The sequence below is a fragment of the Brevibacillus sp. HB2.2 genome, from assembly GCF_013284275.1.
Classification (GTDB): Bacteria; Bacillota; Bacilli; order Brevibacillales; family Brevibacillaceae; genus Brevibacillus; species Brevibacillus brevis_D.
Genome location: NZ_JABSUV010000005.1, coordinates 14,630 through 35,939, shown reverse-complemented (window position 1 = coordinate 35,939; position 21,310 = coordinate 14,630). Strand labels below are relative to the sequence as shown.

General features: G+C 46.3%; 27 protein-coding genes. 17 read left to right on the top strand and 10 right to left on the bottom strand.

Annotated elements, in window-relative coordinates; all coding sequences use genetic code 11:
• Positions 1–119: 119 nt before the first annotated feature.
• The 7 genes from copZ to HP401_RS04975 all read left to right on the top strand — a co-directional run bounded on the left by copZ (position 120) and on the right by HP401_RS04975 (position 3,668).
• Positions 120–323, top strand: coding sequence for a copper chaperone CopZ (copZ, locus tag HP401_RS05005; protein ID WP_007725825.1), 204 nt, complete (start codon positions 120–122; stop codon positions 321–323).
• 102 nt (positions 324–425) lie between these two features.
• Complete coding sequence (locus tag HP401_RS05000; protein ID WP_173604297.1) at positions 426–1,052, top strand: nitrite/sulfite reductase domain-containing protein; 627 nt, start codon at positions 426–428, stop codon at positions 1,050–1,052.
• Between the two features lie 36 nt (positions 1,053–1,088).
• Positions 1,089–1,412 (top strand): metal-sensitive transcriptional regulator, encoded by a 324-nt coding sequence (locus HP401_RS04995; protein ID WP_173604296.1) that lies wholly within the window; start codon positions 1,089–1,091, stop codon positions 1,410–1,412.
• Positions 1,413–1,575: 163 nt separating this feature from the next.
• The gene (locus HP401_RS04990; RefSeq protein ID WP_173604400.1) at positions 1,576–2,448 is read left to right on the top strand and encodes a cupredoxin domain-containing protein; all 873 of its coding nucleotides are present in this window, start codon (positions 1,576–1,578) and stop codon (positions 2,446–2,448) included.
• Between the two features lie 132 nt (positions 2,449–2,580).
• Positions 2,581–2,808, top strand: a complete 228-nt coding sequence (locus HP401_RS04985; RefSeq protein WP_012685974.1) for a spore coat associated protein CotJA — start codon at positions 2,581–2,583, stop codon at positions 2,806–2,808.
• A complete protein-coding gene (locus tag HP401_RS04980; RefSeq protein ID WP_142496255.1) occupies positions 2,805–3,077 on the top strand; it encodes a spore coat protein CotJB in 273 nt (90 codons plus the stop codon). The genes HP401_RS04985 and HP401_RS04980 overlap by 4 nt, the downstream gene beginning before the upstream one ends.
• 21 nt (positions 3,078–3,098) lie before the next feature.
• Positions 3,099–3,668, top strand: coding sequence for a manganese catalase family protein (locus HP401_RS04975; protein WP_173604295.1), 570 nt, complete (start codon positions 3,099–3,101; stop codon positions 3,666–3,668).
• Between the two features lie 50 nt (positions 3,669–3,718).
• Here the strand turns inward: HP401_RS04975 and HP401_RS04970 are convergent, their stop codons facing one another.
• The 3 genes from HP401_RS04970 to HP401_RS04960 form a co-directional block, all read right to left on the bottom strand.
• Entirely contained in the window at positions 3,719–4,858 is a 1,140-nt protein-coding gene (locus HP401_RS04970; RefSeq protein ID WP_173604294.1) for a copper amine oxidase N-terminal domain-containing protein, read from the bottom strand.
• A 68-nt stretch (positions 4,859–4,926) separates the two neighbouring features.
• Positions 4,927–5,742: a copper amine oxidase N-terminal domain-containing protein gene (locus HP401_RS04965; RefSeq protein ID WP_173604293.1), complete on the bottom strand. Its 816-nt coding sequence runs from the start codon at positions 5,740–5,742 to the stop codon at positions 4,927–4,929.
• 64 nt (positions 5,743–5,806) lie between these two features.
• Positions 5,807–7,474 carry a ribonuclease J gene (locus HP401_RS04960; RefSeq protein WP_173604292.1) on the bottom strand — a complete coding sequence of 556 codons (1,668 nt, stop codon included), beginning with the start codon at positions 7,472–7,474 and terminating at the stop codon, positions 5,807–5,809.
• Between the two features lie 163 nt (positions 7,475–7,637).
• Between HP401_RS04960 and HP401_RS04955 the strand changes: the two genes are divergently transcribed.
• Positions 7,638–8,057, top strand: a complete 420-nt coding sequence (locus HP401_RS04955; protein WP_173604291.1) for a thioredoxin domain-containing protein — start codon at positions 7,638–7,640, stop codon at positions 8,055–8,057.
• 88 nt (positions 8,058–8,145) lie between these two features.
• Here HP401_RS04955 and HP401_RS04950 read toward each other — a convergent pair whose 3' ends face one another.
• Complete coding sequence (locus HP401_RS04950) at positions 8,146–8,586, bottom strand: protease complex subunit PrcB family protein (protein WP_173604290.1); 441 nt, start codon at positions 8,584–8,586, stop codon at positions 8,146–8,148.
• A gap of 61 nt (positions 8,587–8,647) precedes the next feature.
• Here HP401_RS04950 and HP401_RS04945 point away from each other — a divergent pair, with 61 nt between their 5' ends.
• On the top strand, positions 8,648–10,543 hold the full coding sequence (locus tag HP401_RS04945) for a hypothetical protein (protein ID WP_173604289.1): 1,896 nt from the start codon (positions 8,648–8,650) through the stop codon (positions 10,541–10,543).
• A gap of 71 nt (positions 10,544–10,614) precedes the next feature.
• Entirely contained in the window at positions 10,615–11,070 is a 456-nt protein-coding gene (locus HP401_RS04940; protein ID WP_012685982.1) for a YlbF/YmcA family competence regulator, read from the top strand.
• A 1-nt stretch (position 11,071) separates the two neighbouring features.
• On the opposite strand, the gene HP401_RS04935 is transcribed toward HP401_RS04940, so the two are convergent.
• Positions 11,072–11,401 (bottom strand): hypothetical protein, encoded by a 330-nt coding sequence (locus tag HP401_RS04935; RefSeq protein ID WP_173604288.1) that lies wholly within the window; start codon positions 11,399–11,401, stop codon positions 11,072–11,074.
• Between the two features lie 74 nt (positions 11,402–11,475).
• Between HP401_RS04935 and HP401_RS04930 the strand changes: the two genes are divergently transcribed.
• Positions 11,476–11,820 carry a YlbG family protein gene (locus tag HP401_RS04930; RefSeq protein ID WP_007725782.1) on the top strand — a complete coding sequence of 115 codons (345 nt, stop codon included), beginning with the start codon at positions 11,476–11,478 and terminating at the stop codon, positions 11,818–11,820.
• 143 nt (positions 11,821–11,963) lie between these two features.
• Positions 11,964–12,728 (top strand): LamB/YcsF family protein, encoded by a 765-nt coding sequence (locus HP401_RS04925; protein ID WP_173604287.1) that lies wholly within the window; start codon positions 11,964–11,966, stop codon positions 12,726–12,728.
• Positions 12,729–12,757: 29 nt separating this feature from the next.
• Here the strand turns inward: HP401_RS04925 and HP401_RS04920 are convergent, their stop codons facing one another.
• Genes HP401_RS04920 through modA form a run of 3 tightly spaced genes read right to left on the bottom strand, consistent with a single transcriptional unit; the run spans position 12,758 to position 14,954 of the window.
• Positions 12,758–13,423, bottom strand: a complete 666-nt coding sequence (locus HP401_RS04920) for an ABC transporter ATP-binding protein (RefSeq protein WP_173604399.1) — start codon at positions 13,421–13,423, stop codon at positions 12,758–12,760.
• 16 nt (positions 13,424–13,439) lie between these two features.
• Positions 13,440–14,126: a molybdate ABC transporter permease subunit gene (modB, locus tag HP401_RS04915; RefSeq protein WP_012685986.1), complete on the bottom strand. Its 687-nt coding sequence runs from the start codon at positions 14,124–14,126 to the stop codon at positions 13,440–13,442.
• A 30-nt stretch (positions 14,127–14,156) separates the two neighbouring features.
• Complete coding sequence (gene modA / locus HP401_RS04910; RefSeq protein WP_173604286.1) at positions 14,157–14,954, bottom strand: molybdate ABC transporter substrate-binding protein; 798 nt, start codon at positions 14,952–14,954, stop codon at positions 14,157–14,159.
• Positions 14,955–15,097: 143 nt separating this feature from the next.
• On the opposite strand from modA, the gene HP401_RS04905 reads away from it, so the two are divergent.
• The 5 genes from HP401_RS04905 to HP401_RS04885 all read left to right on the top strand — a co-directional run bounded on the left by HP401_RS04905 (position 15,098) and on the right by HP401_RS04885 (position 19,153).
• Positions 15,098–16,057 (top strand): helix-turn-helix transcriptional regulator, encoded by a 960-nt coding sequence (locus HP401_RS04905; protein ID WP_173604285.1) that lies wholly within the window; start codon positions 15,098–15,100, stop codon positions 16,055–16,057.
• Positions 16,058–16,255: 198 nt separating this feature from the next.
• Positions 16,256–18,115, top strand: a complete 1,860-nt coding sequence (locus tag HP401_RS04900) for a stalk domain-containing protein (RefSeq protein ID WP_173604284.1) — start codon at positions 16,256–16,258, stop codon at positions 18,113–18,115.
• Between the two features lie 4 nt (positions 18,116–18,119).
• Positions 18,120–18,641 (top strand): shikimate kinase, encoded by a 522-nt coding sequence (locus HP401_RS04895; protein WP_142496246.1) that lies wholly within the window; start codon positions 18,120–18,122, stop codon positions 18,639–18,641.
• Between the two features lie 56 nt (positions 18,642–18,697).
• Complete coding sequence (locus HP401_RS04890; protein ID WP_007725773.1) at positions 18,698–18,859, top strand: YqzE family protein; 162 nt, start codon at positions 18,698–18,700, stop codon at positions 18,857–18,859.
• A gap of 39 nt (positions 18,860–18,898) precedes the next feature.
• Positions 18,899–19,153, top strand: a complete 255-nt coding sequence (locus HP401_RS04885) for a YkuS family protein (protein ID WP_012685991.1) — start codon at positions 18,899–18,901, stop codon at positions 19,151–19,153.
• 33 nt (positions 19,154–19,186) lie between these two features.
• Here the strand turns inward: HP401_RS04885 and HP401_RS04880 are convergent, their stop codons facing one another.
• Complete coding sequence (locus HP401_RS04880; protein ID WP_173604283.1) at positions 19,187–20,044, bottom strand: hypothetical protein; 858 nt, start codon at positions 20,042–20,044, stop codon at positions 19,187–19,189.
• 110 nt (positions 20,045–20,154) lie between these two features.
• Positions 20,155–21,279 (bottom strand): YqhG family protein, encoded by a 1,125-nt coding sequence (locus HP401_RS04875; protein ID WP_173604282.1) that lies wholly within the window; start codon positions 21,277–21,279, stop codon positions 20,155–20,157.
• Positions 21,280–21,310: the final 31 nt, after the last annotated feature.

Genomic DNA, 21,310 nt, shown 5'->3' with positions numbered 1-21,310 from the left:
GATGGGGAGTTTTTTTACAGATACACAGCAGGAAATGTAAAATCGGGTATTGCATACCCTACAGGGGTATTGTAAAATAAAATCAAATTAAGCTTCCCAAAAACAAAGGAGGATGTAAAATGAATGTCACTTTGAACGTACAGGGAATGTCCTGCAATCACTGCGTCATTTCCATAGAAGGTGCTCTTCAAAAACTAGACGGGGTTAGCAAAGCAACGGTAAGCCTTGCTGACAATCAGGTAAGCGTGACTTTTGATGAATCCGTTGTTTCGCTGGACAATGTGAAAGAGACGATTGAAGATCAAGGATACGATGTCGTTTAAGCAAAAGTTGCGGGAAGGGCTGTGATTGTAGAATGGCAGCCTTTCTTACACCTATTTATTGACCGAATATTACGAATTCAATCACTCTAGGAGGAATGCCTTTTGAAGCGTGTACAGTTTGCCGTAAGTTCAGAAATTCGTGTCGGCGGTTCTGTGCTTACTCCAGCAGAAATGGTAGTGATCGGTCAAATCGTTGGCGAGGATGCACAAATTGAACTTTCGATCTTTCAGCAGCTGATTATCGAGATGAATGAAGAGAAAGCTGAGGAAGCCAAAAAAGCGCTGCGTGAGAAAGGCTTACGCGTGTACGAAACGGGTTCTGTTGTGAAGAATTTGTCAGTCTGTTCTTTTTGTAAAGGAGCAGAGATTGAAGGGCTAGAGGCAGCGAGAAATTTGAATGATACGATAGCAGGGATGGCCGTTCCTTTTACGATGAGAGTCGGTTATACGGGCTGTCCAAATGCCTGTGGAGAGCCGTTGGTAAAAGATATCGGGATCGTCAAGCGAAAAGAAACCTTTGAAATCTACGTCGGAGGCCAATCGAAAACAATGGAGGCCAGAACAGCCGAGCTCCTGGTCGAGCAGGTGAAGGAAGAACAATTATCTTCCATCGTCCAAAGCATCATTTCACTGTATCAGACGCAAGGGAAAAAGAGAGAGAAGTTTTTCAAGTTTGTCGAGCGATATGGATTGGAAAATGTCCGAAAAGAATTGGGTCTATCTTCCTGACAGGTGTTTGCGAGAAAGAGTTGAGGAGGAATCTCATTGTCAAGTGCAGAATTGAACATTGTACAGTCTTGTCATACGTCTGATCGAAACAGTCATCATTCGGAAAAAACCAAGCAAAACTTGCAGGCCCGTCTTAATCGGATTGATGGACAGATTCGCGGGATTAAAGGCATGGTGGAGAAGGATGCTTATTGTGATGATGTCTTGAATCAAATAGCTGCGGTACAATCCGCCTTAAATTCAGTAGGACGTATCCTTTTGGAAGGACATATGAAATCCTGTGTGATTGAACGCATCCAAGAAGGGGACAACACAGTCATTGACGAGCTGTTAACCACGATGAATAAGCTGATGAAATAAAAGCTTCAGAAATGAAGCTTTTTTATAATGGCGAAAATAAGAAAAAGTGTGAGCCCTCTCGACAGTAGTCAGAGGGTTTTCGCGTTCGTTTTGTCCTATTTAGTTGGAGTAGGACATACTTTACAAGGAGAGGAATATACTCGGGGGTGGTATCTTGAACGCGGTGTATCAGATCCTGATCTACGTCGGTTTCGCTTACGTTTGTTTCACATGGTTTATTTGGCAACGAAAGCAGGGTATCGATCATATGCAAGGTATGATGAGCACGATGTCTGTCAGTATGACGATTGGCTTGATCGGAGGGTTGATCTTCGGCGATGTTTACAGGGGAGATCTATATGTATCCACCATGTGGGGAATGCTGGCAGGTGGACTGTCTGGTTTTCTGCTAGGAGTTCCTCTGTCGATCCTGAGTATGGTAGAAGGCATCTTATCGGGCGTAATGGGCGGGATGATGGGTGCCATGCTGGGAGAGATGGTACCCAGTGAAAAAGTAGAGTCTCTCCTGTTTGTTTTCGTCATGCTCTTTACCGTATGTATACTGCTCGTAGCCAAGCTGATTGATTTTCATAAAAAAGAAACGAAGTGGTCCTCCTTTTTTCATCATCCAAGCACTCCAGCTATATTGCTACTCGCTGTCTTCTTCTGGTATCAATCCTTACCGTTTCCATCCCCGGCTCTTTTTGCTGGTGATCGCACGACAGAAATCAACCTCACAGCCGTCGACTTTTCTTATAAACCGAACCAATTTACCGTTAAAAAAGATACGGAGATCAAAGTCGTCTTTCAAAATGATGGCAATGTAGAGCACGATATTCAGGTTGTCTCGTATGGGAAAATTGTAACGATTTCAGAATCAAGCAGCGAACATCGTCATGGAGGAATGGCTAAGGACGTTGTACATTTGCACGCCAAACCGGGAGAGTCTGTTGAAACAGTGTGGAAGGCATTGGAGGAAGGAACCTACGAATTTTATTGTACGATCCCGGGACACAAAGAAAGCGGTATGATTGGGCGTTTGCAAGTGACAGGTTGAAGCAAAGGGGGAGGAAAATGCCTTTCTTATGCGAGCGTTTTTCTTTTTGGGGTAGCAATCACGCCTACTGGGTGGGCTGCATAGTGTAGTCATGAAGGAACAGACATTGCAAGTTGGAGGAGGATATTGGCATTGCATTCGCAAACACGCGACTACTTTCCGTACGTTGGTCCCTTCGATCCTTGTCCGCCAATTCGGGTGAAGACGTACCAGGTCCCCCCTCAGCTGTTCATGACATTTCAGCCGGAGAACTTACCACAATATAGCCCGATGGAAGCATTGAAATTAGGTACGTTATGGCCGGCACTTTTTAGCCCCTATGATCCCAGACTGAGTCATTTGGGGAGGGGGCACTCATGACAGCTGAAAATAGATTTGGCGACGACCAATATTACGCATTGCTTGAACAGCTACAAGCGATCGATTTTGTACTAGTAGAGCTCAATCTTTATTTAGATACGCATCCAACCGATCAGAATGCGCTCCAGCAGTTCAATGATTTAACGGAGCAACGCTGGGTTTTGGCAAACGAATATGAGAAATTGTACGGGCCTCTGCAAAATCTTGGCCGTAGTTATTCAGGCTATCCGTGGCAGTGGAATGATGATCCATGGCCTTGGCAAGTTTAGAAGAGAGGGATAACGAAACCGATGTGGATCTATGAAAAAAAACTGCAGTATCCGGTTCGTGTCAGTAAGTGCGATGTGAGAATGGCGAAATATTTGATTGAACAATACGGAGGGGCGGATGGAGAGCTGGCAGCCGCTCTGCGCTATATGAACCAGCGATATACGATCCCGAATAAAGTGGTCGGATTATTAACGGATATCGCTACCGAAGAGTTTGCGCATCTCGAAATGATTGCCACGATGGTGTATAAGTTGACCAAAGACGCGACGGTAGAAGAATTGAAGGAAGCTGGTCTGGGTGACCATTACGCCAATCATGATCGGGCGCTCTTTTACAACAATGCCAGTGGTGTGCCGTGGACGGCTGCCTACATCGCTGCCAAGGGCGATCCAATCGCCGACCTTTACGAGGATATTGCAGCGGAAGAAAAAGCCCGCGCGACGTATCAATGGCTAATTGACATGACCGATGATGTTGATTTACAGGACAGCTTGAAGTTTTTGCGGGAGCGGGAAGTTGTTCACTCTATGCGTTTCCGCGAGGCTGTAGAGATTTTGAAGGAAGAGCAGAATGCGAAGAAGATATTTTGAGGGGGAAAAAAGAGAGCTGGTGGGCTCTCTTTTTTCCAGTGGTCATTTGGTCATTCTTCGCTGAAATCGTGTGGGATCACTATGATAGATTTCTGCCCCCATTTATGGTGAAAAATAACCTCGCAGTTTAACATTTCTGCAACTTCTCGTAACGGGACCACAAGAATGGTATTATTGTGCAGCTTTGCTTTGGCCGATGCAGTAACTGGGTAATTATTGATTATGAATCGATTACTTCCTGCTGGAATGGTAATCCAAATTGCGCTTCCCGGGTAGGTCTCTTGAGTGAGTGTTGCGGATTGAGTTGAATCGTCCCATTGAAGAGTAGCATCAAGAGCATCCGCTAATTCCCGAAGCGACACATATGTGACATCATTTTCAACCAAGATTAGATCATTAAGCTTTTTATTATTAACTGTCACACTCAGGGCTGTATCTTTATAAGGTGCTGAGTTCTCATGCGTAAAAGAAAACTTCATCGTGAATATATCTTGACTGCTATTAAACTTAGAATTGATAAAATTCATTGGTATTTGAAAGGATACGCGGGCAAATTGACCCGGTTCTAACCGCAATGATGAATTGATAACATCGTGATTTGTTTCAGAATAGAAGTGTACCATTCCATTTTGATCGGTTAATGATATTCCCGAGTATTTAAAATTTGAGGCTGTTGCCTCTCCGTGATTAATTAAAATGGTCTTGATGGAGAGAGTGTCCCCGGACGGCCCAAATGTTATTCCTCCTGGTACGATGTCAGGTCTGAGTTCAGCTTTTTTTCCTAATGTAAATGTATACGTTGGTTTTAGATAAGCACCCTCGATTTGTTTGGGATTTGTAACGGAAGGAACAAGATCAAAGTTTACCAATTCGAAAAAGTCATAACCACTAGTACCCGAATCGAGATTATAACTTTCAATGTATTTAGGTTTCGTACTGATTTTTTGTCCCTGCTTATTGAGCAAATCAATGCTTCCCTTAAGTTCAATAATTTCATAAGGACTGAGATTTCCCCAGTTCAGGTATCCTTGTGCATAGTGACTTCCATCTGGCTTGGTTACAAATTTTACTTCCGTAAATTCGAACAGTAAAGGATTCTTCTCCAATGATGCATAGGACACTGGAACCGAAGCAAAGAAAATAAAAAAGATTGCAAGAAGGCACGTAAAAAGTCTCACCATTTTTACCATTTCAAGTCACCCCAAGTTTGAAAATATCATCATTTGAAGAGCCTTCAGTAAAGAAGGCTTTTCCCTTCTCATCTATAAAGAAGATCATTCGGAATGACGACGATGGTTTTCTGCCCCCCTTTATGTTCAAAAACAACATAGTAATCCAGCATTTCTACAATATCTCGTAAAGGTACAACCAGGGTAGTGTTATTGTACAGCTTCGCTTTTCCCGACACAGTAGTTTCGCGACCTTGATCAATAAAGCGATCACTGCCAACCGGTATGACTATTTGTCTATCGTATTCCATGAAGTTGTCTCTCAGGATGAGCGTTGCCGTTTGGGTAGGATCATTCCACTGGATTGTAGCACCAAGAACGTCGGCTAACTCGCGAAGGGAAACATAAGTGACATCATTTTCAATAAAGGTTTGTTGCACAAGCTTTTTATTATTTACGGTCACAGTCACTGCTGAGTCGTCTTTATAAGGAGCAGAGTTATCGCGGAGAATCAAAATACTAATTTTTCTGATGTCATTTATGTTTTTAAACCTAGAATCAATAAAATCTAAGGGCAGTTCAAATTTTGCTTCTACAAAATGTCCCGGCTCTAGCTTCAACGATGAATTGATAACAGTGTGGCTAGTTTCGGGGTAGAAGTGGTCCATTCCGTTTTTGCCCTCAAATGAGAGACCTGCGTAGCTAAAATTTGTAGCGGTTGCTTCACCTAGATTAAGTAATAGGGCATAAATAAAAAACGTGTTGTTGTCCTCTGATCTTCCATAAATCATTGAATCTACAATGACATTTGCCTTGAGTTCTGCCCCTTCAGACACTGGAACCGAAGCAAAGAAAATAAAAAAGATTGCAAGAAGGCACGTAAAAAGTCTAACCATTTTCACCATTTCAAATCACCCCAAGATTGAAAATATCATGCTAGAAAAGCCCTCCTAAAAGAAGGCTTTTCCCTCACACATCCATAATAATCGGCAGGATCATGGGTCTGCGCTTTGTTTTGGCATACACAAATTTCCCAATTGACTCCCGCATCCCTTGCTTCAGGCGGTTCCACTGACTCACATTCGCTTCCTGCAAATTGGTGATCACCTCGGATGCAAGGCGAGTCGCTTCTTCCAACAGGCCCTCTGATTCCGGGGCATGAATGAATCCGCGGGAAATAAGGTCAGGACCCGACAAAATCTTGCCGTCAGTTTTACTGCGCGTCACAACGATTACGAGAATGCCATCTTCCGAAAGATGTTTGCGATCCCGTAATATTCCATTCCCTACATCTCCGATTCCTAAACCATCCACCAAGGTATTGCCAGCAGGGATTTTTCTTTCCTGCACAGCCACACCATCCTGAATATCCACGACATCCCCATTATTTATTATGAAAATGGACTCGAAATCAACGCCGACGGATTCAGCCAACTGACGATGTTGATGGAGCATCCGATACTCGCCGTGAATGGGGATAAAGTATTGTGGCTTCATGAGAGTGAGCATGAGCTTCAACTCTTCCTGGAAGCCATGACCGGATACATGCATGCCAGTTCCAGAGCCATATATAACGTTGGCTCCCATAATAAACAAGTTGTCGACGATGCGCGCTACATTTCGTTCGTTCCCTGGAATGGGGGAAGAAGAGAGGATGACGGTATCGCCACGTTCTACTTTTACGTGCCGATACCCGGAGGTCGACAACCGTGATAAAGCAGCCATGGGTTCGCCTTGACTTCCAGTGCATAGAATAGCGACACGGGCCGGATCGAGCTCGCCCACTTCTTCTATTTCCACCAGCATGCCTTCTGGTATATGCAAATAGCCTTGTTCCGAAGCGATTTTGACCACATTGACCATGCTTCGACCCAATAATGCCAGCTTTCGATTCGTCGCTTCTACGGCATCAATGACTTGTTGAAGCCGGTATACATTGGAGGCAAACGTCGAGACAAATATTTTCTGCTGTGCCTTACTGAAGGCTTCTAACAGACGATCGCCCACGTGTTTTTCTGATGGAGTAAAGCCTGGGCGCTCCGCATTGGTACTCTCCGACAACAAGGCCAATACACCTTTCTGCCCGATTTCAGCCATTCTGTGCAAATCGGGGGATTGCTTATGCACTGGAGTTAAATCAAATTTAAAATCGCCCGTATGCACAATAGCGCCTGCTTTTGTTTCAAATACAACACCCAAGCAATCTGGAATGCTATGGTTCGTCTGAAAAAAGCTGATTGTGAGCGAGCCAAATGAAATGGTAGAGTCACGATCGATGGAGATGAGGGTGGACTGACGAAGCAAATTATGCTCCTTCAGCTTTAATTCGATAAGACCTAACGTTAAGCGGGTACCGTAAACAGGGACGTTTAATTGTCGCAAAAAATATGGGATACCCCCGATGTGATCCTCATGCCCATGCGTGACGATCAAGGCACGTACTTTTTCTTGATTTTCTAGCAGATAACTAATGTCCGGTATGATCAGATCAATTCCTAAATAACTCTCATCCGGAAACTTCGAGCCACAATCGATGAGGACAATTTCATCCCCATATTGAATGCCATACATGTTTTTGCCGATTTCATATACTCCTCCTAAAGCAAAAATAGAAAGAGTTTCATTCCATGCATTCATACGCAGTAATGACCTCCCTAAAGGATCTTGTGGTTACTTTTACCTATTGGAATGCTGAGTATGTATCGATAACAGGTGAGATCAAGAGGCAAAAATGGATGAATGAAGCAATCAGGAGTCGGGCACACTGGGGTAAGACTCATTTTGGAAGGGAGCAGCTCCGGTGAAAACCAAACGATTTCTTTTCCGCTTGTTTTTATTGATTGCCATTGCGGCTGGTGTGGAATGGTTTGTGTACGCGAACCAACAAGCGCAAACCGAAGCGGTAGCAAACGAGTCGCACGCTCATCATGCAGCGCCGACACTCGCTGTGACGCATACCCTTGTAAAAGATGATTTGCAACTCAAATTGGCTGTAACGAACTTTTCTTTTTCCCTCGAAAACATGGGGAAAGAAAACAAGCACGGGGAAGGCCATGTTCATTTGTACCTCGATGGCAAAAAAATCGCCAAAGTATTTGAGCCTAGCTATGTCATGAAGGATATCCCTGCTGGGAAGCATGGGGTCAAGGTAGAATTGGCACATAATAACCACGAGTCGTATGGTGTAGCAGAGAGCTTTTCCATTGAGGTAAAGCCCTGATAAGCAAGGGTAACTGTTGGGAAAAGGAAAAAAGCCGACTTCGATGCGCCTTGTGGCTTTCGAACTGTCGGCTTTTTTCGTGAATAGACTAGCGCATGAGCACGCTGACTTTTGCTTGCTGGTCTGGCAGGGCAATTACCAAGGTCGGGTAGCTGATGACTTGGATTTTCATCGAACCTGGAGCTGGTGCTTGTACCCGAACGTGTACGGCGAAGTCATGAGGGCCAGTCCGCTTGACTTGGTCCGCCACTAAACGATATCCTCCTGTAGGGCGCTGTCCTGCACCCACGACTACATAGGATTTTCCATTGGCACGAACAATAGTGTGTCCGCCATTTTTTCGAACTGTCTTCAAAGCTTCCTGAACAGCCGGTGGATAGGGAGCAGCAACGGCCTCATAACCAGCTTTGACTTGTACAGCCTCTTTCGCCACAGGCTCAGATACGATAGGATGTTGAGGTGACAAGACTTGTGTACCGGTTACTGCCAAGGTTGCGGTTAAGAGTAAGCTAGGAAATACTTGCAACATCAAGATCCCTCCAATTGATAAAAGTAATGAATCGATCATCATATAGACTGAGGTGACAGGCGTGCGTGTGAAGGATTCGCTGGAATACCTGTCCGAATCAACGCGACAAGCGATTCTACATGAACAAACCAAACGATATCAGATTGCCGAAGAGCAAGATTTAACAGCGAGATTATTGGACCCCGTTTTTATTGGCAAAGCATGGGAACAGGCAGATGAACTGGAACGAACCGTTATCCGGCTTTTCGTAACCAAAGCGACGAGAGGCTTTTTTAGCAAACGAACGTGGGAACGCGAAACGGCAAAAGAGCACAGGCATCTGTCAGTCGGCTTGACGAAATTGCGACGGCTTGGACTGATCTTGACTGTACGGAAAATGTGGAGTGAAATCGGCTATTTGATGCCACAAGAGGTTCGGGAACAGTTGACGAATCAAATGCTGCCGGAAGCCTCTCAGGCTTTCGTTTCTCTTTCAAAAACGCTCCCTTATTATATATCAGCAGGCAGAGGGATACAGCTGGATCTTTTTGGGCTTTTGTTGTTTGTTCGAGACAACCACATTCCCATTACGCAAAAAGGAAGCATTCATCGCAGGATGTCGCAAAAAATGCTGCCGCTACTCTCGTTTACAGACGAGCATGTAAAAGGAATCGTGATTCCGCCGCTCGATCAGGAACAAAGAGAGGGCTTATCCTTGACGGTTGTTCTGGATATTGCGCTTAGACTTGGCTTGGTGTATAGGGAGGAGCGAGAACTCGTACTCGATCTCCATCGAACGAAGCAATGGCTGCATCAACCGCCGCTCGTACGTTGGGAAGAGCTGTATCAACTCGTCATGGAACAATTTTTGCCGCACGGTGACTGGTGGGAATTTTTCATTCAATTGATGAAACAGGTTCCTGTCGAGCAGTGGTGTTCCATTCATGAACAATTACGCATGCTAAAAGAAGTAGGATTTCCTTTGCCAGACAATGCAGAGGAGCTGATTGTGGAGCAATGGTTGCATATACTGTTAGGCATGGGATGGATTCAGCTCGGAATGGACGAGGAGCGCGGGATTTTTTGGCGTTGGAGCAGCTTGCCGCGATTATCGTCGGAGGAAGGCTGGTTTGTGGACCCCACAGGTGCCATTACAATCCCTCCGCTTGTCCCGTTGCTGGATGTATGGGAGATCAGTCAATTTTGCCAGCTCCAATTTGATGGGCAATTGATTCGGGGTGAATTGCAAGCAAGGCTGTTGCAAGCGTATTTGGCTCAAGGAGGGACGGAGGAGCAAGTCATTGAAAAGCTCCGGGCCTCCTGTGTTCATCCGTTGCCTGAGAGCTTGGTTGAGGTTGTAAGCCAATGGGCGAGAACAGCGAGGCAGATTCAAATGGAGCCGTACTTCCTCGTGCGGACAGCACATGCCGGATTTCTGGAGGAATGGCGCGAAATACCTGACTTTCGTCCATTTCTTACCCAAATAGTCACGCCAACTACGTTTTTGATTCCGTTCTCGCAGGAAAAAGAATTAATCCGTTTACTACGACAGTTCGGTTATGAGCCGCAAGTGCTATCACATATTGCTAGTGCAAGTAAAGAGCTCCAGCCACTCCCAAACAGTCACACGGGGAATAAGGGCTTGCTACTCATCGAACGGCCTTGGGACGGTTATGCTATAGAAAACACGTTCCCTGAGCAAAATGAGCAAATCGCAGCTCTTCCCAAAATGTGGACGAAGCATTTTCAATCGTACCATCCACAATCCATGCGGGATTTGTTTAAGCGCGCAATCGAACTGAAGCTGGAAGTCGAGATTCAGCAAGGTGGAAAAGATAAGCTGCGTGGGCTACCGACAGAAGTACGCCTGGAAATGGGGTACTGGATGGTTACGATTGCTGGACAGGGAGGCAAACAGTGTTACCGTCTCGATAGCATCGAGCGAGTGCGCATTGTAGTGCCCGAATATCTGTACTAAGGGTGTGCATCGTGATACAATCAGGAATGACGTAAAGTTTCAAGCTTTGCGGCGAAAGGAGGTCTCGCTTTATGGAAACATTGGAAGCAGTGGATATGACGCAGTTGATCATGGGTTCTCATGAGCTGTCCACAATGATTAACCAATCGCGCGAGGTCTCGGAGTATCTGGAGGCCAAACGCCAAATGGAAGCAGATGAGGAAGTGCAACGTCTGCTCGTCGTGTTCGAGGCTAAGAAGGAACAGTACGAAGATGTGCAACGGTTCGGGAAGTATCACCCGGATTACAATCATATATCCAAAGAAGTACGGGAACTGAAGCGCAACATTGAACTGAGGGATTCCGTACAGGCGTTCAAGCGAGCAGAGGATGCTCTGGATGAGCTCTTGTATCAGGTGAGTAGAACCATTGCTCATTCCGTCTCGGAAACGATCAAGGTTCCAAGCAACAATCCATTTTTAGAGGCGCAGGGCAGCGGTTGCGGAACAGGCGGAAGCTGTGGATGTAGCGTGAAAAAGCCATCGTAATTTACGCTGTTCCCGATTCATTTTGGCGTAGCAGAAAGCAGTCTTCACAAAGATTGCCGCAGCAAAACTGTTTTTCCTCAGGTACGCGAAAGCGGAAGCGATATACATGCTGCACGTCATCAGAACGCACGTAAATGCATTCTGGCTGTAATTTGGTATCAGTGGTCAGGCGCTCTCCTGTTTCCATGAGCTGGTTTGTAAGCAGAGGAGCAGGGAGCGTACTGCATACATAGAAAAAGAGCTGGCCCGCATAGGTTTGCCAACTGCTATGGGTCACGATTTTTTCGCGGTGAAGCGCTTCCTCGAATTGTTGATAAAACGTAGCCAGCATAGACCACGATTCCTTTCTGTATAAGCTTTCACCAGTAAGTATACCACGATTAGGAAGGAGACCGACGGCAAAACATGAGAGAGCGACGTCTGGGGGTCGCCGTGTGGGTGAAAAACACGCGTGCCGCCAAAAATTTACGCAAATTTGGCACCATTCATTACATCTCCAAGCGATTAAATTACGTTTCGATGTATGTGGATGCCAATTTGTTGGACGAAACGATTCGCATTATGGAGAAGCTGCACTTTGTAACGAAAATTGAACGTTCCCATCGCCATGAGATCCCGGTAGAGTACAACAATGCCAGACCGGATAAGGCAAAGGAATACGATTATAAACAAGAAAAGAACCAGGTAATGGCACTAGCAGAGACCTTACAGACAGAAGAAAGCAGTCAAGCAACCGTTGGTTCGACATAGTTGTTCATAAGCTGCCATTTTTCGGCAGCTTTTTTGCTTTTGTTAAACTGGCGTACATGGTATGCTAAAGTGGAAGAAAACGAGAAGCCACGCGTATGAATGCGTTTTCAAAAGATAGAGTAGCGAAAGAAAGGTGAGCATACATGATTCATCTGGATATTAACTGCGATATGGCAGAGGGCTTCAGCAGAGGTCGACAATCAGAGGATTTGGGGATTATGAAATGGATCACCTCCGTTAATATTGCTTGCGGATTGCATGCAGGGGATCCCCATATTATTTGCAGAACAATCGAAGCCGCACTCAGGCATGATGTGAAAATCGGGGCACATCCCGGCTATGCAGATATTCAAGGCTTCGGACGTCGTTCGATGAACTTGTCTGTCAATGAAGTGTATGAGCTGGTGTTGTATCAAATTGCAGCCTTGGCAGGGACTACAAAAGCACTCGGCGGGGAGCTTCACCATGTGAAATTGCATGGTGCGCTATATAACGAAGCGGCCGAGCGGCCAGAGCTCGCCGAAGCGGTTGTCCAAGCCATTGCAGATATTGACGAAGATCTGATCCTCTATGCACTCTCTGGCAGTAAGCTTGTAGAGGCTGGCTTGGAACACGGGCTTCAGGTGGCAGAGGAAGTATTTGCAGAGCGGGCTTATTTGCCGAATGGTCGATTGGCGCCGCGTGATCTGGAAGGAAGCGTGCTGATCAGCAAGGAAGAACGCATGGAGCAGACACGTCAGCTCGTTTTAAAACAAAGAGTAATGACGGTCAATGGCGAGCACATTGACTTGGCGGCCGATACACTTTGTGTCCATCACGAGAGCCATGACGTCCTGCAATTCCTCGGCGAAGTACATAAGTGGGCAAAACAAAACGATGTGAAGATTGAACCAATCACAGCTCGATAGGTAAAAAGCCATCCAGCAATGCCATCCCATTATCGGGAAATGGACGTTGCTGAATGGCTTTTTTCATTTTTCCGTTCTTTGATTGTGCCATTATCGATCAGGAAAATGACATCAGCGAGCTTCTCGGCTTCTTCACGATCATGGGTGACCAGCAGAAAAGGGATGTTCCACATGGCGTGAAGGCGAAGCAACTCATCCTGGCATTGTTTACGCGTATCCGCGTCCAGCGCCGATAAAGGCTCATCAAGGAGCAGAATGTCTGGTTCAGTCGCAAGTGCACGTACGAGTGCCACCCGTTGTTTTTGTCCCCCGGATAACTGGTGAGGATATTTTTGCAACAGATGATCGATTCCCACTGAGGATAACAATGGAGCCAAATTCAGTTCATGCCCCTTTTTTAAGCCGTATCGAACATTTTGCTCGACGGTCATGTGAGGGAACAGTGCGTAATCTTGAAATAAATAGCCGATGCTGCGTTTTTGTACAGGAAGCGGCTTCTGTCCTTCGCGATAAAAGACGTTCTCGTTTAATTGGATCACGCCAGTATCGGGATGAACCAGACCTGCAATACTGTTCAATATCGTTGTTTTGCCAGAGCCGGATGGTCCAAACAGCACAGCAATTTCCTTTTGCACCGTAAAGGACACATCCAAAATAAAATCAGGCAAACGCTTCTGTATATCGAGAAAGAGCAATTCCCATTCACCTGCCTTACTTTTGATTGGCGTACCTGCGCACATTGCGACGACTCCACCAATTCAGCCAGAGAGTCGTACCCATCCCCAAGGAAACAATAATGACGACCCAAAACAATGCCTTATCCATTTGACCAGCCTCAACAGCAAAATAAATGGCGACGGGAATCGTATCGGTTTTCCCAGGGATGTAGCCTGCGAGCATCAGCGTAGCACCAAACTCCCCTAAGCCACGGGCAAAAGAAAGAACAAACCCAGCCAACAGGCCAGGCCAAGCCAAGGGAAAGGTAACGGTCCAGAATAAGCGCCATTCCGAAGCTCCCATCGTGCGTGCCGCATTCTCCAAACGACGATCCACTCCTGTGAAGGCAGCGACTGCACTTTGATACATCAGCGGAAAGGAAACGACAACCGAGGCAATAACGGCTCCTGTCAGCGTAAAGACGACGGTAATATTGAACCAATCATGCAGAAGCTGACCGAGAAAACCGTTTTTCCCAAAAAGCAGCAACAGACCGAAGCCAACAACAGTGGGAGGGAGGACAAGCGGAAGCAAAAAGAAGGACTCCAGCACATTCTTCCCCCAAAAATCCTTTTGTGTCATCCACCTTGCAGAAACCATCCCGAGGATAAAAACAAAGGAGGTGGAGAGCGCAGCTACTTTAAGGGAGAGCATCAAAGGAGTAAGATTAGTTTCAATCACGCTTGCCACCTCCCATTCCATTCCGTTCGTTTATTGAAACCCGTACTTCTGTAAGATCGCTTTTCCTTTGTCGCTTGTCAAGTAGGCTAGAAAAGCTTTTGCTGCATCTTGGTTCTTCGAAGCGCTGACGACCGCACCTGGATAAACGATCGGCTTGTGCCATTCAGGCTTGGCTGTCGCCAATATCTTAACATCTTTCGAAGCGGCAGCATCACTGGAATAGACAATACCGACATCCGCGTTACCGGATTCTACGAAGGTCAAAACTTGGCGAACATCGCTGCCAAATACCATTTGTGCGGAAAGAGAATCCCACATTTTCAGCGTATCCAATGTTTCTTTCGCATATCGCCCAGCGGGGACTGTCTCAGGCTCACCGACGGCAATATGCTTGATCGCTGCGTTGTTCAGCTCTTCAAAAGAAGAGATAGCGACAGCACTTTTGTTACCTGCAATGAGCACAAGCGAGTTTTTCGTGAAGTCTTGGCGTGTGTCTTTGGCGATCAGTTGCTGTTCCTCTAGACCGTCCATGTCTTTTTTACTAGCAGACAAAAATACGTCAGACGGAGCACCTTGCGTAATTTGTGTGGCGAGTTTGCCCGAGCCTCCGAAGTTAAAGGTGAGGGTCGTTCCCGGGTGTTCGGTTTCGTATTGCGATTTCAACTCATTCAAGGCATCCGTCAAGCTAGCAGCAGCAGAAATCATCAGTTCTACCTTTGCTGCATCGGTTTTGGCTGGCTCACTTGCTTGTGGTGCGGTTTGTGTTGTCGAGCAAGCAGTTAGCATCAAGCAAAATGCTGTCAATATGGCAAACCAGTGCTTCTTCATAAAAAAAAACCTCCATAATTATATTTAGTTATAATTAATTATAACTGGACATAACTAGATTATATGGATTCGTAATGAATAATCAATTGCGATTTTACGACACTTGTTTGACAATAGAGCAAAGGAGATAACGGAGGCGGGACATGAGTCAACAAAATTCTTACACCACCGAAGAAATAGCGAAAATTTTACGTATTTCCAAGCTGACGGTCTACGATCTCATAAAAAAAGGAGAGCTGCCCGCATATCGCGTCGGTCGGCAAATGCGCGTAGACGAAAGTGATCTGGAAGCGTACAAGGCGAAGGCAAAGGGAGTATACAGACAAGCCTCAGCCGTCAGCATCCCGCAGACAGAACAAGCCCAACAATCGGCACGATATGAGCAGACTGGTACAGGCCGCAATATCATTATTAGCGGGCAGGATGTGAGCTTGGACCTACTGGCGGGGCATTTGGAGAAAAAGGATGAGGCATACCGACCGCTTCGCTCGTACGTGGGCTCACTGAACAGCCTCGTGGCAATGTATACGGGTAAGGCTGATATCGTCAGCACGCACTTGTACGATGGGGATACCAATGAATACAATGTCCCGTATATTCGTCGCATTTTGTGTGGACATCGTTTTGTTGTCATCAATATGTTGTCACGTTGGGCGGGATTCTACGTTCAGGCAGGCAATCCAAAACAGATCAAAGCATGGAGTGATTTTACGAAGCCGGGCATTCGCATGGTCAATCGGGAAAAAGGGTCCGGTGCACGTACGTTGATTGAAGAGCAGTTTCGACTGGCAAAGATAGCGGGGAGTGACGTGATTGGCTATGAACGGGAAGAGTCCAATCATCTGGCAGTCGCAGGAGTAGTGGCCCGGCGCGAAGCAGATGTAGGAGTGGGCATTGAAAAGGCGGCTTCACTCGTGGGAGTGGAGTTTATCCCAACTGTGCGTGAGCAATATGACCTCGTCTTGTTGAAAAACAAGGACAACGAGCAGCTCATTCAGGCTGTTCTTGATGTTCTTGGGTCGCGTCCATTTCAAAAGGAATTGGAAGCAGTCGGGGGCTATGATCTTAGCCAGACCGGAAAAATTATTTACGAAACCTGGTAAATACTAAAGAAAGCTGCCAATCATTACGATACAATGAGTGGCGGCTTTTTTTATTTTCAGCAGATACAGATCATTGTCAAATATGGCGGTTTCTCTACAGAATCTCCTGAATTTCTACTCAGTTTGACTTATATTTGCTACAATGAAACAAAAACATTTAGCGCCTGCCGCCGGGCGGTTTATTATTTGGGGGCTGTCATGAAATCACTACATAAAACGAGCTTACTAGTATGTGTGACGATCCTCATTTTTTTTGGCTCAGTTGGAGTCGTCGCGTATTGGCCAGCTATTTCTCAAATCATTGCCATGAATCATTCATCTGAGGAGGCGCAAAAGTTCGTTGATCCATTTTCTTATGATCCGCCTCTGCCGTCTTATGTTAAGGATTTGAACCCTGTCTATAAGATTCAAGCTGAATTACATACGTCCGAAGCAAAAATAACCGGAAACATGACCTTGGAGTTCGACAATCCGAAAACGCCAGATGTACGATTGTATATTTACGATTACCTTTGGAACAAAATGACGGTGAAGTCGATTCGCTACAAGGACAAGCCGCTTTCTTTTGAACGTGGTCAATCACTGGTGAAGCTGACAAACCCGCTTGGCAAGGAGCTTCGTGGCGCTTTAACCATTGAATTCGAGAACCCGGTTCCACGCAGGGGCACACGTTTTGGAGTGAAAGACGATATTTGGACGTTGACGACATGGTACCCGATGCTCGGTGCCCAAAATCAGAAAGGCGTTTGGTATGACCCACCGCAACGCGTTGATTTTGGTGATCCATTCGTTTACCACTATGGAGATTATGATGTGTCATTTATTTCTCCACAAGGCTACAAATGGGTTAGTTCATGGGGCAGAGGGCAAACGAAGTCAATCGGTGGCAATAAGCAGCAAGTCCATTATCAAGCAAAAAAACTGTTGAACTTTGGACTGGTGGGAAGTCCTCTTTATCACATTGAAACGATTCAATTTGCTCCGAATTTAACGGTTGACATTGCTTCCGTTGATAAAGGTAACATTGAAAGAATCAAAACCATTGCTCAATCGGTCTTTCCTACTTTTATCGATATGTATGGGCCGTTGCCTTATCCGAACGTGGCGATTGCGGAAACAAGTACGGGAACGACGTATGCCATGGAATACGCAAACCTCGCCGTATTCAAAAGAGACATGCATTACAACAATCTGATTGATCATTGGCTGCCGCATGAGGTAGGGCATCTTTGGTGGTACAACAGTGTGGCTACATTGGAGTCCTCGCACGGGTGGCTTGATGAGGGTCTGGTGGAGCTGGGTGTGTCCCATTACTTGCAGAAGCGTTATGGTGCCCAATCAGCTACGACTCTGCTGGATACGTACAACCGGGATGTCAAACGTTTACAAGAGCGTTATCCAAATGGAAAGCTCGACAAGCCATTGCAGAAGTTTTCTACTGAAGAAGAGTTTAAGCTGACCTGGTATTCTCGGGGAGCACTCCTGTTCGACAACCTGCGCCGCAAAATCGGTGACGATGCCTATAAGCGATTCTTACAGCGCGTCCAGCAAAATTATCATGGCAGTGTCATTGGTGCAGAGCATCTCGATCAGGCGCTTGGGCAAACCTTGCAAGGGGAAGCCAAATATTTCACCCTGTATACCAATAGTGCAAATAAGAATGGCTTTGGTGCCGTACAACTGGAACCTTATATCACCACAATCATCAATAACATGAGCTTTTATCCAGCGATTCCTGCTCGGGTCACCCACAATACGGTTTATATTCCGTTGCGTGAGCTTGGCGAGAAAATGGGAGTAGCGATTAGCTGGGACGACAAGAAACAAATGATCCGCGTAAAAGGAAATGGGCGCGAAGTATTTATAAAGGAGCGGGAGCGCTTTGCTGAAGTTGATGGCAAGCGAATAGATTTAGGCAGCCAGCTAATCGAAATCAAAGAACGTACGATGGTTCCACTGTCCTTTTTTGAAAAAGCATTGGGATATGAGACGGAGTATAATCAACAACAAAAAACGGTGAAGATTAATACCTACCCAACGATTGGAAAGGGGCAGTAAAGAAATGAAAAACCTGGTGTTAGTCGGATTTATGGGAACGGGAAAAACCACGGTTGGCGCCGCACTCGCTGCCTCTTTAGAAATGAAGCATACGGACTTGGATGATGCAATCGTAGAATGGGAAGGTCGCAGTATTCCAGAAATCTTCACGGATCAAGGTGAAGCGTATTTCCGTGACGTCGAGACTCAACGTCTGGCGCAATTACTGGCAGTAGGATCTCAGGTAGTAACAACTGGGGGAGGAGCTGTATTACGGAAGCAAAACGTAGAGATGATGTTGGAGCATGGCATCGTAATCGCGCTGCATGCGACGGAAGAAGAGCTCATCAAGCGTTTGGAAAAGGATACAGGCCGTCCGTTGTTGGCAGGAGGAGTCGCGACAAGGGTAAAAACCTTAATGGCGGAGCGCGCAGGTGTATACGATTTCGCGCCCATTCAGGTGGATACGACAGGAAAAAGTCTTTCCGATATTGTACTGGAAATTACGAGGCAAGTGGTTGAAAGAACACAGGACGGGGAACAATAGAGGGGACAGCGCTTGCGCCGTGGTGTGAACCGCGAGTAAGAAGGGGGTCAAGTGCGATGTCCTTTCAGGAATATTTAAAGTACCTGACGAAACTGTTTGTGCAGTACATGGATACTCCAAAAGATGAACGCCGTTTACGTAAGACTCCACGCGAGTCCTGGTCGTCACGCTGGTTTGGTGCCATTCCTATGTCCATACGACTGTTGTGGCGCAAATAAAATTCGTGGAACCTATCATGAACGAGACGGAGGGTGCATATGGCGAGAGTAGCGGTAGAAAATTCCCTGTCTGAAGTGTGCAAAATGCTGCGTCAAAATGGTTACGAAGTTGTTGATTTAGGCAACTGGCAGCAGGTGGTAGATGCGATTGTCATTACAGGACAGGATATCAACGTACTGGGTGATCAAAACAAAACGATTACAGGAGCTCCCGTCATTAATGCAGAGGGAATGACCGCCCATGAAATTTTTCATGCCGTTCATGAGCGTCTCTCTCCTACAGAACATCGGTGAATAGAAAACGTAAAAAACAAGCTCTCCAACCGGTTATTCGGCAGGAGAGCTTGTTTCGTTTACGAAAAATCGTCCGACGCGATGGGCATAGGAATACGGGACAAAGCGCAGGCCCTCATCCCATACACCGACATAAGCATTTTGGTCATTCCATAAATGCAGGGACCCTACGACAAAGGGGGCCAAAACCTGTGACTGGTGAATCGGGACGGCTAATGTTACCGGCGAGGCATAATCTTGTTTCCACAATTGGTTCCAGGACACGTCTGTGTCCGCTGTACTTATTTGGCTGACCCACCCAATATGATCAAAAGGATCAGACTCGGCTGCGCTTAAAATTCTCATTTGAGTCAGGCGTTGACCATTTTGTATGAGCTGCTCGCCTGCAAAAGCATCGATAGCGGGCTCGCTAATTTGAAAGGAAGTGGGATACATTTCTCCTGTTTTTGCATTGACCATTTGTGTATCTGACTTCTGGGTGATCAGCCAGTAGGAAGCGAACCCGTCATAAACGGGCTCCGCCGCGATTTCCTTCGGAGCAAAGGCGTCATCGAACAAGATGTACTCCCCGACACCGTATTCCAGTAGAACAAATTTCTCATGGGAAGTGGAATCAGGTGATTCTCCTATCACCAAATACCCTACCTGCTTGTCCGCTTTTTTTATACTTACTAGCCATTGATGCTGCCCTGCACCAAGTGTTTGCACATCCGTTTTGGCGTCCTGCCATTGCTTGAATTGAGGGTCTCGGCTTGCGATTGCATCCATCCATTCTCGAATTTGTTTTTGGAACTGCTTGTCCCAGCTTGCTTCGTCTTGCGCATATGCTAGTGAGGAAAGTAGCATGAGAGACAAAAGAGCAGCGATAAAAGGGAGAAATCGTCTGGTCACAACTATGCACCACCTTTTGTAAAGGCTTAACCTATTCCTATTGTAACCAGCTATGACAAAAAGATTTGTTGCAACGTGTCTTTTCTGTTTCACATTTTCTCGTTGATCTTTTACATGATTCGCCCTGATGCGGGGAGATGTCGCATGCTTTTTGCTTTCGAAGACCGTATGAGCGGAGGAACGGAAGATAAATAGAATAAACCACCGTTGATGAACGAAACCTCGATCCGCGGCTCGTATTGCCATACCAGCTCGTCTTTTCGGCGTTGTCTCTCCTCATCTGGCGTGCTCTTTTTCCACTCTGCTAGATGAATCTCTGCGCGTGGGGTGGTTTGGATTCCGTTTGTACGTAAAAAGTCGAGGATTCGTCCGCCAGACGCCCGGTATTCGTCAAAAGATGTGGGCTGTTCGACAGAAGCTGGTCCAGTTGGATCAGGCTCAGGGTGGAGGGCTTCTTGCTCGAGTGACGGCTGCGCTTCTGTCTGCTCTGCTTCTTCTTCGGTTTCGTCTGCTTTTGCCTGCTCCTTTTCTGGTTCGCGCCGTGCCAATTCTTCATAGTACGCTTCCAAGATAGCCAATTCTTCGCTCAAACGTGTGCGAGCTTCCTCTGCCCAATGCTGATCTTCTTGTTCCAATGTATGTTCGACTTCCTGTTGTGCCATTTGGAGGGCTTCCTGTATGTTTACCTTTCGATCCAACGTGTAATAGTAGTCAGGGATCGCAGGGGTCAAGGAAAGTGAAAATAAAAACGAAGTGAAATCCGTCACCAACCGCGGCTGATGCAAATTAATCCCCAGGTACAATAAAATGTCACGTCGCTTGTCACAGAGCAGAGAAACCTTCAAGTTCATCCCGAGCCAAGGAACGAGAGGGGTTGACCGACGCTTGCCAGCGTTGCCTAAAAGCCCCCCTTGTTGCTCGTACATACAGACAAAGCTGCCATGCTTTTTGGTTGAAGCGAAAATTTGTTGCATACGGGTAGCCCCTAAATGCAGATGCTCGGATCGCAATCCTTCAGGCGTGCAATCCGGATCAAAAGTAAAGGTGAGCACCAATGGCTGATAAGCCAAGTTCATTTTATCCACCCAGCTCCAGTAGAAAGGGCGATTGCCGATATCTTTGTCCACCTCGACAGGGAGTTTGACTGTGAAATAATCCGGGTGAGATTCGACGATATGGGCAGAAAAAGTCGCCAAATAGCGCTCGACAAATTGTCTGACCTGTTGTTGCTGCATCAGGAGACCTCATTTCTTTTTCGTTTCCAAC

Excerpts from the sequence above, each read along its gene's own strand:
- copZ (WP_007725825.1), top strand. The coding sequence starts at position 120 with ATGAATGTCACTTTGAACGTACAGGGAATGTCCTGCAATCACTGCGTC.
- HP401_RS04980 (WP_142496255.1), top strand. The coding sequence starts at position 2,805 with ATGACAGCTGAAAATAGATTTGGCGACGACCAATATTACGCATTGCTT.
- HP401_RS04975 (WP_173604295.1), top strand. The coding sequence starts at position 3,099 with ATGTGGATCTATGAAAAAAAACTGCAGTATCCGGTTCGTGTCAGTAAG.
- HP401_RS04970 (WP_173604294.1), bottom strand. The coding sequence starts at position 4,858 with ATGGTAAAAATGGTGAGACTTTTTACGTGCCTTCTTGCAATCTTTTTT.
- HP401_RS04965 (WP_173604293.1), bottom strand. The coding sequence starts at position 5,742 with ATGGTGAAAATGGTTAGACTTTTTACGTGCCTTCTTGCAATCTTTTTT.
- HP401_RS04960 (WP_173604292.1), bottom strand. The coding sequence starts at position 7,474 with ATGAATGCATGGAATGAAACTCTTTCTATTTTTGCTTTAGGAGGAGTA.
- HP401_RS04950 (WP_173604290.1), bottom strand. The coding sequence starts at position 8,586 with ATGTTGCAAGTATTTCCTAGCTTACTCTTAACCGCAACCTTGGCAGTA.
- HP401_RS04940 (WP_012685982.1), top strand. The coding sequence starts at position 10,615 with ATGGAAACATTGGAAGCAGTGGATATGACGCAGTTGATCATGGGTTCT.
- HP401_RS04935 (WP_173604288.1), bottom strand. The coding sequence starts at position 11,401 with ATGCTGGCTACGTTTTATCAACAATTCGAGGAAGCGCTTCACCGCGAA.
- HP401_RS04930 (WP_007725782.1), top strand. The coding sequence starts at position 11,476 with ATGAGAGAGCGACGTCTGGGGGTCGCCGTGTGGGTGAAAAACACGCGT.
- HP401_RS04925 (WP_173604287.1), top strand. The coding sequence starts at position 11,964 with ATGATTCATCTGGATATTAACTGCGATATGGCAGAGGGCTTCAGCAGA.
- modA (WP_173604286.1), bottom strand. The coding sequence starts at position 14,954 with ATGAAGAAGCACTGGTTTGCCATATTGACAGCATTTTGCTTGATGCTA.
- HP401_RS04905 (WP_173604285.1), top strand. The coding sequence starts at position 15,098 with ATGAGTCAACAAAATTCTTACACCACCGAAGAAATAGCGAAAATTTTA.
- HP401_RS04900 (WP_173604284.1), top strand. The coding sequence starts at position 16,256 with ATGAAATCACTACATAAAACGAGCTTACTAGTATGTGTGACGATCCTC.
- HP401_RS04895 (WP_142496246.1), top strand. The coding sequence starts at position 18,120 with ATGAAAAACCTGGTGTTAGTCGGATTTATGGGAACGGGAAAAACCACG.
- HP401_RS04890 (WP_007725773.1), top strand. The coding sequence starts at position 18,698 with ATGTCCTTTCAGGAATATTTAAAGTACCTGACGAAACTGTTTGTGCAG.
- HP401_RS04885 (WP_012685991.1), top strand. The coding sequence starts at position 18,899 with ATGGCGAGAGTAGCGGTAGAAAATTCCCTGTCTGAAGTGTGCAAAATG.
- HP401_RS04875 (WP_173604282.1), bottom strand. The coding sequence starts at position 21,279 with ATGCAGCAACAACAGGTCAGACAATTTGTCGAGCGCTATTTGGCGACT.